The organism is Actinokineospora sp. NPDC051303, from assembly GCF_055586285.1.
The window spans coordinates 1-15,174 of the sequence record NZ_JBVJIN010000036.1 but is presented as its reverse complement, the minus strand read 5'-3'; the positions used below and the strand labels follow the sequence as shown (position 1 = coordinate 15,174).

General features: G+C 71.9%; 6 protein-coding genes. 3 read left to right on the top strand and 3 right to left on the bottom strand.

Annotated elements, in window-relative coordinates:
• Positions 1-16 precede the first annotated feature (16 nt).
• The gene (locus ACZ6SD_RS23945) at positions 17-1,396 is read left to right on the top strand and encodes an FAD-dependent oxidoreductase (protein ID WP_465319214.1); all 1,380 of its coding nucleotides are present in this window, start codon (positions 17-19) and stop codon (positions 1,394-1,396) included.
• Positions 1,397-1,544: 148 nt separating this feature from the next.
• Here ACZ6SD_RS23945 and ACZ6SD_RS23940 read toward each other — a convergent pair whose 3' ends face one another.
• Positions 1,545-1,952, bottom strand: coding sequence for a YybH family protein (locus ACZ6SD_RS23940; protein WP_465319213.1), 408 nt, complete (start codon positions 1,950-1,952; stop codon positions 1,545-1,547).
• Positions 1,953-2,166: 214 nt separating this feature from the next.
• Between ACZ6SD_RS23940 and ACZ6SD_RS23935 the strand changes: the two genes are divergently transcribed.
• Positions 2,167-3,543, top strand: a complete 1,377-nt coding sequence (locus ACZ6SD_RS23935; RefSeq protein ID WP_465319212.1) for a flavin monoamine oxidase family protein — start codon at positions 2,167-2,169, stop codon at positions 3,541-3,543.
• Between the two features lie 63 nt (positions 3,544-3,606).
• Here ACZ6SD_RS23935 and ACZ6SD_RS23930 read toward each other — a convergent pair whose 3' ends face one another.
• Both ACZ6SD_RS23930 and ACZ6SD_RS23925 read right to left on the bottom strand, forming a co-directional pair.
• Positions 3,607-4,779: an acyl-CoA dehydrogenase family protein gene (locus ACZ6SD_RS23930; RefSeq protein WP_465319211.1), complete on the bottom strand. Its 1,173-nt coding sequence runs from the start codon at positions 4,777-4,779 to the stop codon at positions 3,607-3,609.
• 39 nt (positions 4,780-4,818) lie between these two features.
• Entirely contained in the window at positions 4,819-5,217 is a 399-nt protein-coding gene (locus tag ACZ6SD_RS23925; RefSeq protein ID WP_465319210.1) for a YybH family protein, read from the bottom strand.
• Positions 5,218-5,509: 292 nt separating this feature from the next.
• Here ACZ6SD_RS23925 and ACZ6SD_RS23920 point away from each other — a divergent pair.
• A partial coding sequence (locus ACZ6SD_RS23920) for a type I polyketide synthase (RefSeq protein WP_465319208.1) occupies positions 5,510-15,174 on the top strand: 9,665 nt, incomplete at its 3' end.

The window sequence follows — 15,174 nt, the reverse complement described above, 5'->3', positions numbered from 1 at the left end:
GAAGGAGGTGACCGCGATGGGCGGTCGCGTCGGAGGCCGTGCGGTCGTGCTCGGCGGCAGCATCACCGGGCTGTTCGCAGCCAGGGTGCTCGCCGAGACCCACTCGGAGGTCCTGCTGATCGATCGCGACGAGTTGACCGGGGTGCGCGGACCTCGGCGCGGGGTTCCCCAGGGCGGACAGGTCCACGGCCTGCTCGCGCGCGGTCAACAGGTGCTGGAGGAGTTGTTCGACGGGTTCACCGCCGAGTTGGCAGCCGCGGGCGCGGGCATTGGCGACACCGCAGGCCACCTGCGCTGGTTCTTCAACGGCAAGCCGCTGAGCCGCGGCCGGTCCGGCCTGGTGGCGGTGACCGTGAGCAGGCCGATGCTGGAGTTCCACGTGCGCGAGCGGGTCAGCCGCCTGCCCAACGTGACCTTTATCGAGCGAACCGATGTCCTCGGCCTGCTCACCACGCCGGACAACGCCGTGGTCACCGGCGTGCGGATCCGCCGAACCGACGGGGTCGACCAGGCCGAGGAGGAGTTGCGAGCGGACCTCGTCGTCGACGCCATGGGCCGGGGCACGCGGACTCCGGTGTGGCTCACCGAACTGGGCTACGACCGGGTGGAGGAGGAGCGGTTGGCCGTCGGGATCGGGTACACCACCCGGCACTACCGGCTGCGGACCGACCCATACCGGGGCGACATCTCGATCAACATCATCGCCTCGCCGGACCGGCCGCGCGGGGCCATCTGCGGCAAGCACGGTGACCAGATCGAGGTCACCGCCTACGGCCTCGCGGGCGAGCACCCGCCCGCGGACGCGGCCGGGTTCCACGAGTTCATCCGGTCCCTGCCGGTGCCCGACATCCACGACGCCATCGAGGAATCCGAGCCGCTCGACGAGCCGGTCGCCTACAAGTTCCCGGCGAACCTGCGACGCAGGTACGAGCGGTTGGACCGGTTCCCTGAGCGGTTCATCGTTCTGGGCGACTCGGTGTGCAGCTTCAACCCAACCTACGCCCAGGGCATGACCATCGCCGCGCTCGGCGCCCTCGCGCTGCGCAAGCACCTGGCCGAGGGCGACGCACGGCCGAGGGTGTTCCTGCGCGAATTGGCCAAGGATGTGCTGGATCCGCCGTGGGAGCTGATGAACGCGGGCGACCTGAGCTTTCCGCAGGTCGAGGGCAAGCGAACATTCAAGATCAAAGTGGGGCACGCCTACGTCGGCCGTGTGCTGGAGGCCGCGACCCGCGACGGCGAGGTCGCCAGCGCGTACATGAGGGTGACCGGGCTGGTCGACCCGCCGGAGGCGCTGATGCGGCCGAGCATGCTGATGCGCGTGCTGCGCAACTCCCGGGGGTCCCGGCCCGCCCCGGCGCCCGCGCCGGGCGACGAGCGTGCGGCCCGAGTCTGACCGCGCGCACCCGAAACGTGAAAGGGACCGCCTACCCGGCGGTCCCTTTCACCATAGCCATCCACCGCCATGGCCATCCACACCAGACAAAGCGTGTCGGCCCCGGAACCGGTGCTCGACGCTGGTTCCGGGGCCGACAACCGTGCGGTTACTGCGGCATCGAGTCCGCGATCGGGCGGTCGATGGCCATCATCCACTTCCCGTCCTCGCCACGGCGCATCACGTCGGTGCACGAGCCGTGCAGCAGCACCCGTTCGCCGTCCTCGCCGGTGACCTCGAGATCGAAGTCGACCACGATCAGGGAGGTGTCCCCAGCGATATAGGCGTTGCGGACAGTGGACTTCAGGTGCGGCTTCTTCGCGATGAAGTCCACGATGAACTGCTTGCGCTCCTCGCCACGCAGGGGCGCGCCCGACAGGTTGGAGATCGCGTCGTCCCGGTAGAGTCGGTTGAAGATGTTCCCGTCGCCGGAATTGAAGGCGAGCATGAAGACTTCATTCTGAACCACCGGATCGTCGGTGAGATCCAGGTCTTCGATTTCGAGGTTGGTGGTCATGAGTCAGCAGCCTCCCTTTCTCAGATTAGCCGGGTGGGTGACACTTCGATGCTATCGAATGGTGGCGGCCATTCAGTAATTGTCGGGTAATCGGCTGGTTAGGCCCCGGCGAAGGGCGGACAGTGACCGTATTTCCGGGCAGACTGGATATTTTGGACCAACAATGCCGACCAGAGAAAGAGTGGATGACGTGACAGTGAGTGGATCGGATGGAATGCCCCGCAGGCGGGTCCTGGCCGCGGGAGCGGTCGCCGGGGCTGTGGCAGCGGTCGGCGTCGGACACCGGCAGGCCGCGGCGGTGGACGGTCAGACCGGCTACGACGCGATCGTGGTCGGCGGCGGGTTCGCGGGCGCCACCGCAGCCCGCGAGCTGCGGGCAAGAGGGCGCCGCCCGCTGGTGCTCGAGGCGCGCGACCGGCTCGGCGGGCGGACCTGGACCGACACCTTCCAGGGCAGGCTCGTCGAGCGCGGCGGAACTTGGGTGCACTGGAGTCAGCCGCACGTGTGGGCCGAGTTGCTGCGCTACGGCCTCGGGATCGTCGAGGACGCCGGGCCGGACCGGGCGATCATGCCCACCCAGGACGGGCCGCGCTCGTTCCCGGTCGCCGAGGCGTTCGGTCGCGTCGGCGAGTTGTTCACCTCGCTGTTCGACGGTGCGGAAGCCTTGTTCGACCGTCCGTTCGACCCGCTGTTCCACGCCGACGCGGTGCGCGCCGCAGACCGGTTCTCGCTGCGGGACCGGCTCGACCAGCTAGCTTTGTCCCCGCAGGACGAGAGCTGGCTCAATGGTCTGACCTCGGCCTATTCCGGCGGCGACAGCGCACGCGGGGCGTACACGCAGATGGCCCGCTGGTGGTCGCTCGCGGGCTGGGACTACGGCAGTTGGGGCAACGCGACCGGGCGGTACCGGATCGAGGCGGGGACCAAGGCGCTGCTGAACGCCATCCTCGGCGACGCCGCCGCGCAGGTCCGCCTGCGGTCGCCGGTCGCGGCGATCACCGAGGACGCCGCTGGCGTGCACGTCACCACCCGCTCCGGGGAGCGCTTCTCGGCGCCGGTGGCCGTGGTGGCCGTCCCGGTCAACGTGTGGCGGACAATCCGGTTCACCCCGGAACTGCCCGCCGCGCACACCGCGGCCACCAGCCAGGGAATCGGGGTGCCGAACGGGGCCAAGACCTGGTTGCACATCCGCGGCGACGTGGGCCGGTTCTTCGCCCAAGGCGCGGAAGGCGACGAGATATCCAGCCTCATTCCGTTCGCGGACCTCGCCGACGGCAGGCTGTTCGTCGGGTTCAGCTTCCACGACACCTTCGACTTCACCGACCTCGCGCAGGTCCGCGCCGCTGTGCGGGTCATCGAGCCGAGGGCGGAGGTGGTCGCGATCAAGGGGCAGGACTGGGCAGCCGAGGAGTTCTCCCAGGGCGCGGCGGCCTGCATGCGGCCCGGCCAGCTCAGCGGATTGCAGACCGCGCTGCTGAGCCAGACCGGGCGACTGGGTTTCGCCACCGCCGACGTCGCCAAGGGCTGGAACGGCTACATCGACGGTGCCATCGAGTCCGGCATCCGCGCCGCCCGTCAAGTGCTGGCCTGAGCGTGAGAATGGCTGTCCCACCCGGTCGACGAGCCGGGTGGGACAGCCATTCTCACGCCGCGATCAGAGCAGCATGGTGTCGGGGTCCAGCCCGAGCGCGACCCGGCCGTGCACCTCGAGGTTCGCGTTGGGCGTCATCATCCCGTGCAGCGACAGGCCTGCCATGTCGCGGAAGAACCGCTGGAACGGCGAGTTCCTGGCGATCGCGGAGCCGCTGCTGATGGCCTGCAGCATGTCGACGGACTCCTTGGCCAGTTGGATGGCGTACCCGCACTGACCGCGGCCGACGGCCTTCTCCTCGATCGTGGGCTGCTCGCCCGCGTCGGCGCGCTCCTGCAGGACGGTGATCCACTTGTGCGCCAGCGCCTCGGCCGCGGTGATCTTGTTCGCCGCGATCGCCACCTGCATCTGGGTGTGTGGGTGCTGGCTCTGGTCGGTCCAGCCGGTGTAGGAGATCGGCTTGCCTGGCACCTTCGCCACGAACAGCTCGAAGGCCGCCTTCGCCATGCCGAGGTAGGCCGCGACGGACTCGGCCATGACGAACCCGATGAGGCCGTAGTTGCGGCCGTTCGCGCCCTGGTTCGAGCGGTCCCCGGTCAGGCCGAACAGCGCCTCGCCCGCGTCGATGATCCGGTGCGCGGGCACGAACACGTCCTTGGCCGAGGTGGTGGAGCTGCCGGTCGCCGCGGCGGACGAGACGTGCCAGTCGTCGGCGATGGACAGCTCGGACATCGGCACCATGGCGTAGAGCTCCTGGTGGTCGCCATTGGGCTGCTCCAAGACCACGCCGAGCAGGTCCCAATGCGCGCCTCGGCAGCCCGAATTGAACCGCCAGGTCCCGTTGAGCAGGTAGCCGCCCTCGGTGGGCGTGACCGAGCCGGTGGGCGCGAAGCCACCGGAGATGCGGACCGACCCGCCCGCGAAGATCTCCGCTTGGGCCTGGTCCGGGTACAGCGAGGCGATCCAGGCGGTGGACACCCAGGCCACCGTGACCCAGCCGGTGGACCCGCAGCCGCGGGCCACCTCGGTGAGGATCTCGAACTGGTCCGCCAGGGACAGGTCGAGGCCGCCGAACCGGCGCGGCACGGCGATCTGGAACAGGCCGGCCTTGTCGAGCAGTTCGATGTTCTCGTCGGGGATCCAGCGGTTGTCCTCGGCTGCCAACCCGTTGTCGCGCAGGCGGGGGACGACCTCGCGCACCGCCTTCAGCACTGCCTCAGCCTCGTTCGTGGCCATGTGTCTCTCCTCGTTGATCGGTTCGGCGTCGTGGCGCGGTCAGTGGGAGTCGCCGAAGGGGTCGTCGATGGCGTAGCGCCACTTGCCGTCGACGCCCCGGCGCAGGACGTCGAGGCCGACGCCCTCGAAGTGCTGCTGCTCGCCGTCCTCGCCGGTGACATCGAGAGTCCAATCGACGACGAGCAGGGTGGCGTCGCCCGCCTCGTAGACGTGCCTGAGTTTGGCGGTCATGACCGGCCGCTGGGCCAGGAATTCGACCACCTCGGTGCGGCGCTGCTCGCCGGAGACCGGGTTGCCCGGCTCCCAGACCGAGACCGCGTCGTCGGTGTACATGCTGTTGACCGCCTCGGCGTCGCCTGCGTTGAAGGCGCGCACATAGAGCTCGGTCTGTTTTTCTGCGTCACTGGTGAGTTCGAAATCGGCAAGCGTGCTGGTCATGGCGAAACCGTCCCACTTTCTGTCCAAAGGTCGGGCTTGGCGGTGCTCCGCGTGGCCGCGTCGCCGAACGAAACGTGAAGTCGCGACGTGCCGCCACGCTATCGGGCCCCGCTCCACCCCTCATTCACTGAGAAGTAATTCGGCGCTCATCACCGGTCGGAGAGCGATTGGTTACCGCGCGCTCAGTAGGTTGCGGGAAGTCGACCTCCGCCGTTTCTCTCGGTGGCCGCGCACAACGTGGCCGGGCGGGTGGTTTCCGCGATTTCCTCATCAGGAAAGGCAATCGAGCGCGATGACGAGTGAGCACGGTTCCGCGACCGCCTATTCGAGCGACGACGATTCGGAGAATGCCATCGCGGTCGTCGGGATCTCCTGTCGCCTGCCTGGCGCCGCGTCGCCTGCGCGGTTCTGGCGGCTGCTCGCCGAGGGCCGCCACGCGATCAGGGAGGCGCCTGCGGACCGGTGGCCCGCCTCGCTCGGTCCAGGAGCCCGCTGGGGCGGTTTCCTCGACGGAGTCGAGGACTTCGACGCCGCCTTCTTCGGGGTGTCCCCGCGTGAGGCGGTCACCATGGACCCCCAGCAGCGGCTGGTGCTGGAACTGGCGTGGGAGGCGTTGGAGGACGCCAGGATCGTGCCGGAACGCCTCGCGGGCACCGACACCGCCGTGTTCGTCGGCGCCCTGCGCGACGACTACGCGTCCCTGCTCCACCTGCACGGCGAGTCGGCCATCACCCAGCACACGATCACCGGCACCAACCGGGGTGTCATCGCCAACCGGGTGTCCTACGCGCTCGGGCTTCGCGGCCCCAGCCTGACCGTCGACACGGCGCAGTCCTCGTCGCTGGTCGCGGTGCACCTTGCCTGCGAGAGCCTGCGCCGTGGCGAGTCGTCGGCGGCGCTGGTGGCCGGTGTCAACCTGAACCTGTCGGCGCAGAGCGCGTTGACAGCTGAGCGCTTCGGCGGGCTATCCCCGGACGGACGCAGCCACACCTTCGACAGCAGGGCGAACGGATTCGTGCGTGGCGAGGGCGGCGGCGTGGTCGTGCTCAAGCCGTTGCGGCAGGCCGAGGCGGACGGCGACCGGATCCACGGCGTGCTCCTGGGCAGCGCGGTGAACAACGACGGAGCGACCCCCGGCCTGACCGTGCCGGGCCAGGACACCCAGGAGCAGGTGCTGCGGCTGGCCTACCGCCGCGCCGGTGTCAACCCGGCCGAAGTCCAGTACGTCGAACTGCACGGCACCGGCACCCCGGTGGGCGACCCGATCGAGGCGGCGGCCCTCGGCGCGGTGCTCGGCAGGCCGGACGCCCCGGTGCCGGTCGGATCGGCCAAGACCAACGTCGGCCACCTCGAGGGCGCTGCGGGGATCGTCGGACTGATCAAGACGCTGCTCGCCATCGCGCACCGGGAACTGCCCGCCAGCCTGAACTTCGAGACCGCCAATCCCCGCATCCCGTTGTCGGAGCTGGGATTGGCGGTGCGGACCGAGCTCGGTCCGTGGCCGCGACCCGATCGGCCGCTCGTCGCGGGTGTCAGCTCCTTCGGCATGGGCGGCACGAACTGCCACGTCGTGGTCGCCGCTGCGCCCGTCCCGCGGTCGGACTCCGCCGAGACTGCGGCCGTGCGCGACCTGGTTCCGGTGGTGGTCTCCGGCCGGAACGCCGAGGCCCTGCGCGCGCAGGCGGACCGGCTGCGCGAAACCGCCGCCCAGTCCGGCGTGCTGGACCTTGGCTGGTCGGCGCTGACGACCAGATCGGTGTTCGAGCACCGTGCCGTGGTCTTCGCCGAGACAACGGACGAACTCGTCGACGGCCTCGCCGCCGTCGCTGACGCGAGCCCGGCCGCCTCGGTCGTCTCCGGCAGCGTGACCCCTGGCGGCGTCGGGTTCCTGTTCACCGGCCAGGGCGCGCAGCGGATCGCGATGGGACTGGACCTCTACCAGTCCTCGCCGGTGTTCGCCGTGGAGTTCGACGAGGTGTGCGCGCACCTCGACCCCCTGCTGGATCGCCCGCTCCGCGAGGTGATCGCCGAGGGCGTCGACCTGCGCCGGACCGGGTGGGCGCAGCCCGCGCTGTTCGCCGTCGAGGTGGCGCTGTTCGGCTGGCTGACCTCCTGGGGCGTGCGACCGGACCTGCTCGCCGGGCACTCGGTCGGCGAGATCGCCGCCGCGCACGTGGCGGGGGTGCTCTCCCTCGCCGACGCCGCGGCCCTGGTCGTGGCGCGCGGCAGGCTGATGCAGGCGCTGCCGGAGGGCGGCGCGATGGTGGCCGTGCAGGCGGCGGAGGCCGACGTGGCGCCGCTGCTGAGCGCGGGGGCTGCCATCGCCGCGGTCAACGGCCCGACGTCGGTGGTCGTCTCCGGCGCGGAGGACGCGGTGCTCGAGGTGGCCGCGCGAATCGCCGCGCGGGGTGCGAAGACCAAGCGGCTCACGGTGAGCCACGCGTTCCACTCGCCGCTCATGGAGCCGATGCTCGACGACTTCCGCGCTGTGGTGTCGGGATTGGCCTTCCACGCGCCCCGCGTTCCCGTCGTGTCCACCGTGACCGGTGGCGTCGCCGACCTCGGCGACCCGGAGTACTGGGTGGACCAGGTGCGGCGCCCGGTCCGGTTCCTCGACGCCGTCCGCGCCATGGAAGCCGACGGCGTGCGGACCTTCGTCGAACTCGGGCCCGACGGTGTCTGCGCCGCGATGGCCGCGGAGTCCGTCCTCGAACCGGCGGCGGTGGCCACCGTGCCGCTGCTGCGCGCGGGCCGCCCGGAGCCCCGCACCGCGCTGTCCGCGTTGGGCAGGCTGTTCGTCCGCGGCGTTCCGGTCGACTGGACCCACGCCTATGCCGACTCCGGCGCGCGCCTGATCGACCTGCCCCCCTACGCCTTCCAGCGGCGGCGCCATTGGGTGGACGGTCCCGCGACGCCCCTGGCTCTGACCTCGCCCCCCTCGGCCGCCCCGCCTGTTGCCCCAGCCAGGGAGCGCTCCGCCGACGACCTGGTCCGCACCCACATCGCGGCCGTCCTGGAGTACCCGCCCGGCACGGCCTTGGAGCGGCACAAGCCGTTCCGCGACCTCGGCTTCGACTCCCTGCTCGCGGTCGAATTGCGCGACAGCCTGGCCGCCGCGACCGGACTGGCGCTGCCGAGCGGCCTGCTGTTCGACCACCCGACGCCCGCCGCGCTGATCGAGTATCTGCGCGCGCGGACGACCGGCACGACGGAAGCCGCCGCCGAGATCGCGCGGGAGGCCGCGCCGGGCGAGCCGATCGCGGTTGTGGGCATGGCGTGCCGCTACCCCGGCGGAGTAGCCACACCCGCGGACCTGTGGCGGCTGGTCGCCGAGGGCGGCGACGCGGTGTCGGCGTTCCCGACCGGGCGCGGCTGGGCGGAGGACCTGTTCGACCCCGACCCGGACAGCGTGGGGAAGACCTATGTCCGCGAGGGCGGCTTCCTGCATGATGCGGGGGAGTTCGACGCGGAGTTCTTCGGCATCTCGCCGCGAGAGGCACTGGCGATGGACCCGCAGCAGCGGCTGCTGCTGGAGACCGCGTGGGAGTCCTTCGAGCACGCGGGGCTGGCCCCCGAGGACTTCCGCGGCGCCCGCGCGGGGGTGTTCGTCGGCGCCACCGCGCAGGATTACGGGCCGAGGATGCACGAGGCCAGCGACAGCGCGGGGCACCTGCTGACCGGCGGGACCCCGAGCGTGCTTTCCGGGCGCGTGGCCTACCAACTCGGTCTGGTCGGCCCTGCCGTCACGGTCGACACCGCGTGCTCGTCGTCGCTGGTCGCGCTGCACCTCGCCGTGCGGTCGCTGCGGCAGGGCGAGACGACGCTGGCGCTCGCGGGCGGGGCGACGGTCATGGCGACCCCTGGCATGTTCGTCGAGTTCTCCCGGCAGCGCGGGCTCGCGCCGGACGGGCGGTCCAAAGCGTTCGCTGACGCGGCCGACGGGACCGGCTGGGCGGAGGGCGTCGGCCTGCTCCTGCTGGAGCGGCTGTCCGACGCCGAGCGCCACGGCCACCGGGTGCTGGCGGTGATCCGAGGTTCGGCGATCAACCAGGACGGCGCCTCGAACGGCCTGTCGGCGCCCCACGGACCGTCGCAGGAACGGGTCATCAATCAGGCGTTGGCCGACGCCGGTCTCACACCGTCCGATGTGGACGCTGTCGAGGCGCACGGCACCGGCACGACTCTGGGCGACCCGATCGAGGCGCGGGCGCTGCTGGCGACCTACGGCCAGGACCGCTGCGAGCCGCTGTGGCTCGGCTCCCTCAAATCCAACATCGGGCACGCCCAGGCCGCCGCGGGCGTCGGCGGCGTGATCAAGATGATCGAGGCCATGCGGCACGGGGTGCTGCCGAAGACCCTGCACGTCGACGAGCCGACCCGACATGTCGACTGGGACAGCGGTTCGGTGCGGCTGCTGACCGAGGCGCGGGACTGGCCGTCGGTGGACCGGCCCCGGCGGGCGGCGGTGTCGTCGTTCGGCATCAGCGGCACCAACGCCCACGTCATCGTCGAGCAGGTCGCGGCTCCACTCGTCGAGGAGGGACAGGAGCCTGCCGCGCTGCCGTTCGTGGTGTCCGCGCACAGCGCCGAGGCGCTGCGCGCGCAGGCCGCCAGAGCGCGCGACCTGCTCGCCGCGGGGAGTGTGCGCCCGCTCGACCTCGCGTGGACCCTGGCGGCGGGTCGGTCATCGCTTCCGCATCGGGCCGTCGTGCTCGGGGAGGACCCAGTGGCCGGGCTCGGCGCGGTCGCGGGCGACGACGACACCTGGCCGGACACGGTCAGCGGGTCCGCGATGGCCGACGGCGGCGACGTGGTGTTCGTCTTCCCGGGGCAGGGCTCGCAGTGGCCGGAGATGGCCGCGGCCTTGCTCACGTCCGCGCCGGTGTTCGCCGCCAGGATCGCCGAGTGCGAGCTAGCGCTGTCGGAGTTCGTGGACTGGTCGCTGACCGACGTGCTGCTCGGGGCGCCGGGATCGCCGTCGATGGAGCGCGTCGACGTGGTGCAGCCCGCGCTGTTCGCGGTGATGGTCGCGCTCGCGGACCTGTGGCGGTCGCACGGTGTCGAGCCCGCCGCGGTGCTGGGACACTCCCAGGGCGAGATCGCGGCGGCCTGTGTGGCGGGCGCGCTGACCCTGCGCGACGCGGCCAAGGTGGTCGTGCTGCGCTCGCGGGCGATCTCGGCGATCACGGACCTCGGCGGCATGGTCTCCGTGATGCTCCCGGCCGACGACGTCGAGGCGCTGCTGGCGCCCTGGGCGGACCGGATCTCCGTGGCTGCGGTCAACGGGCCCTCGGCCACTGTGGTCGCGGGCGACACCGAGGCGCTCGACGCGCTGGTCGCCGAGTGCGCGGCCAAGCGGATCCGGGCGCGTCGTGTCCCGGTCGACTACGCCTCACACTCGGCGCACGTGGAACCGCTGGCGGACCGGATCACCGAGGCGCTGGCGGGAATCGAGCCGGTGGCGGCCGCGGTGCCGTTCTTCTCCACGGTCACCGGCGACTGGCTGGACACCACCGCGCTCGACGCGGGCTACTGGTACCGCAACCTGCGCGAGACCGTGCGGTTCGCACCGGCGGTGCGCGCGCTCGCCGAGCAGGGGTTCCGGTTCTTCCTTGAGTCGAGCCCGCACCCGGTGCTGACCGTCGGCGTCCAGGAGACCGTGGAGGCCGCGGGCGTCGACGCGGTGGTCACCGGCTCGCTGCGTCGCGACCAGGGTGGCCTGGACCGATTTCTGGGCTCGGCCGCCGAGGCGTACACGCGGGGGCTGCCGGTCGACTGGACTGTCCCGCTGCGCGGGACCGGCGCGCGGCTCGTCGACGCGCCGACCTATGCCTTCCAGCGCGAGACCTACTGGCAGGCGCCCACCCCCGGCGCCGCGGACGCGACCGGGTTCGGCCAGCGCGCCGCGGGGCACCCGTTGGTGAGCGCGGCGGTCGATTTGGAGGGCGGCGCCGTGGTCTACACCGGCAGGCTGTCGCTGGAGACCCATCCCTGGCTGGCAGACCATGCCGTGCTGGGGACCGTGCTGCTCCCCGGCACCGCGTACGTCGAACTTGCGGCGTGGGCGGGCGGGCAGGTCGGCGCCGACCTCGTCGACGAGTTGACGATCGCCACCCCGATGGTGCTGCCGGAGCGGGGCGGCGTGGCGCTACGGGTGGTCGTCGGCGCGGCCGACGAGTTCGGCAGGCGTGCCTTCGACGTCCACTCGCGACCTGACGGGTCCGGCGAGTGGCCCTGGCTGCGGCACGCGGGCGGCGTCCTCACCGCGGACCTGGGCAGCCCGATGGACAGCCTGACCGAGTGGCCCCCTGCGGGGTCCGAAGCGGACCTCGGCGACGTCTACGACCGGTTGCTCGACCTCGGATACGGCTACGGGCCGTTGTTCCGCGGCCTGCGGCGGGTCTGGCGGGACGGCGACTCGATTTTCGCCGAGGTCGCCGCGGACATCGCGGACCAGGACGGGTTCCTGCTGCACCCGGCTCTGCTCGACGCCGCGTTGCACGCGCTGCTGCCCGGTGTCGCCCAGGACGGCGACGACCTGCTCCTGCCGTTCGCCTGGTCCGGCGTGCGGGTGCTCGCCTCCGGCGCGACCGCGCTGCGGGTCCGGGTGTCGCGCGGCGACCCGAGGACCGCGTCGCTGTTGGTCGCCGATGAGACCGGCACGCCGGTCGCGGCCGTCTCGTCGCTGGCGCTGCGCGCGGTGTCGAGGGCGGCGCTGCGCGAGGCGGGCCGAACCGAGGGCGACCGCCTGTACCGGGTGCGGTGGGACCCGGTGCGGCCTGCCCGCACGTCGGCAGGCGGGTGGGACGTGCTCGACGGCGACGATCTCCGCCTCGGTGACGCTCGGGGCCCGGTGGTGCTGGCGCACGCGGGTGGAGGGTCGGCGCGTGCGGTGACGCACCGCGTTCTCGGGCTGGCGCAAGAGTTCCTCGCCGACGAGCGGTTGGCGGAGTCCCGCTTGGTCGTGGTCACCCGACGGGCCGTCGCGGTCGGCGATGAGGACGTGCCGGGGCTGACGCACGCGGGCGTGTGGGGTCTGCTGCGCTCCGCGCAGACGGAGAACCCCGGGCGGTTCACCCTCCTGGACACCGATGCCGACCTGCCTGACGAATTGGTGGCCGATCTCCTTGGCACGGGCGAGCCGCAGCTCGCCGTGCGCGGCGGCGAGGCGTTCGCGCCCCGCTTGGTCCGCCACGGCGCGGCCGTCGACGCCCCCGCCCCGGACTGGGCCGGTGGGCCGGTGCTGATCACCGGGGCCACCGGGGAACTTGGCGGCTTGGTCGCCAGGCACCTGGTCGTCGAGCACGGCGCGACGGACCTGGTGCTGGTCAGCAGGCGCGGAGCGGCGGCTCCCGCCGCGGCGGCGCTGCTCGACGACCTGGCGGGCATGGGGGCGCGGGCACGGCTCGTCGCGTGCGATGTGTCCGATCGCGCCGCGGTGGCCGCGCTGTTGGCGGAGCACCCCGTGACGGCGGTCGTGCACACCGCTGGGGTGCTGGACGACGGCGTGATCGACGCACTGACCGCGGACCAGGTCGACCGGGTGCTGCGGCCCAAGATGGACGCCGCCTGGCACCTGCACGAGCTCACCGCCGACCTTGAGGCGTTCGTGCTGTACTCCTCGATCACCGGTCTGATCGGCGCGGCGGGACAGGGCAACTACGCGGCGGGCAACGTCTACCTCGACGCCCTCGCCCAGCACCGCAGGGCGAACGGGCTGCCCGCCACCTCGCTGGCGTGGGGTGTGTGGGAGCAGACCGGCGGCATGACCGGCGCGATGAGCGAGATCGACCGCAGGCGGATGGCCAGAACCGGGCTGCTCCCGCTGGATCCGGCCGAGGCGATGGTCTCGTTCGACCAGGCGGTCGCCTCCGGTGAACCGGCCCTCGCGGTCACCGGCCTGGACACCGCCACGCTGCGAGCGCGGGCCGAGGACATCCCCGTGCTGCTGCGCGGGCTGGTGCGGCCCGCCACCCGTCGCACCGCCCCGGTCGACTCGCCTGCCGCCCGGCTGGCCGGATTGGCCCCGCAGGATCGTGAGCGCGCCCTGCTCGACCTGGTGGCCGCGCAGGTGGCCGCCGTGCTCGGACACCCCGACCACACGGGCATCGTGGTCGAGCGCGCGTTCCAGGACCTCGGCCTCGACTCGCTGACCGCGGTCGAGTTGCGCAACCGCGTCGCCGCCGCGACCGGGCTGCGGCTGCCCACCACGCTGGTCTTCGATCACCCGACCCCGGCCGCCGTCGCGGCCTACCTGTCCGCACGGTTGCCCGGCGGTGGGACCGATCCGGCCGCGGCCGTCGCGGCGATCGCGACCACCGAGCCGATCGCGATCGTCGGCGTCGGCTGCCGCTATCCCGGGGGCGTGCGCGGCCCGGAGGACCTGTGGCGGCTGGTCGCCGAGGGGGTCGACGCGGTGACGCCGTTCCCGACCGACCGGGGCTGGGCCGAGGATCTGTTTGACCCGGACCCCGACCAGGTGGGCAAGTCCTACTCGACCGGAGGTGGCTTCCTGCACGACGCGGGCGAGTTCGACGCGGCCTTCTTCGGCATGTCGCCGAGGGAGGCGTTGGCCGCGGACCCGCAGCAGCGGTTGCTGCTGGAGACCGCGTGGGAGGCCGTCGAACGCGCCGGGATCGTGCCCGCCGCGCTGCGCGGCAGCCGCACCGGCGTGTTCGTCGGAGTCATGTACAACGACTACGGCTCGCGCCCGGACCTGCCTGGCGACGGCTTCGAGGGCTACCTGTTCAACGGGAGCGCGGGCAGCGTCGCATCCGGACGGCTGTCCTACGCCTTCGGTTTCGAGGGGCCCGCGGTCACCGTCGACACGGCGTGCTCGTCCTCGCTCGTCGCGGTCCACCTCGCGGCGAACGCACTGCGGTCGGGGGAGTGCGACTACGCGCTCGCGGGCGGCGCCACGGTCATGTCCACCCCGACGACGTTCGTCGAGTTCTCCCGCCAGCGCGCGCTGTCGCCCGACGGGCGGTGCAAGTCCTTCTCCGCCGCGGCGGACGGCGCGGGCTGGGGTGAGGGCGCCGGGCTGCTCATGCTGGAGCGGCTGTCCGACGCCGAGCGCAACGGGCACACGGTGCTCGCGGTGCTGCGTGGTTCCGCGGTGAACCAGGACGGCGCGTCGAATGGTTTGACTGCCCCGAATGGTCCGTCGCAGGAGCGGGTGATTCGTCAGGCGCTGGCGAACGCGGGTTTGGTTTCGTCCGATGTGGATGTTGTGGAGGCGCATGGGACGGGCACGACGTTGGGCGATCCGATCGAGGCGCAGGCGTTGTTGGCGACCTATGGTCAGGACCGGTCTGAGCCGTTGTGGTTGGGGTCGTTGAAGTCCAATATCGGGCACGCGCAGGCAGCCGCGGGTGTCGGCGGTGTGATCAAGATGATCGAGGCCATGCGGCACGGCGTGCTGCCCCGCACTCTGCACGTCGACGAGCCGACCCCGCACGTGGACTGGAGCACGGGCGCGGTTTCGCTGCTCACCGAGGAGCGCGAGTGGCCGGAGCGGGACCGCCCGCGTCGTGCCGGGGTGTCGTCCTTCGGCATCAGCGGCACCAATGCGCACGTCATCATCGAGCGGCCGACCGCGCGGCCCGTGCCCGAGGCCGCCGCCGTGCCCGCGGTCCCGTTGCTGCTGTCGGCGAAATCGGCCGCCGCGCTCGCCGCAAACGCCGATCGGCTGCTGTCCACTGTGGTCACGGAGAATCCGGTGGACATCGGTTTCACGCTGGCCACCGCTCGGGCGTCGTTCGAGCACCGGGCCGCGGTGGTCGGCGCCGACCGCGACGCCTTGGTGACGGGCCTGCGCGCGTTGGCGAGTGGCGCCTCAGGCACCTCGATGCGCGGCAAAGTCGGGTTTTTGTTTACTGGTCAGGGTGCGCAGCGGGTGGGGATGGGGCGTGAGCTTCATGGGGCGTATCCGGTGTATGCGGAGGCGTTTGAGGTGGT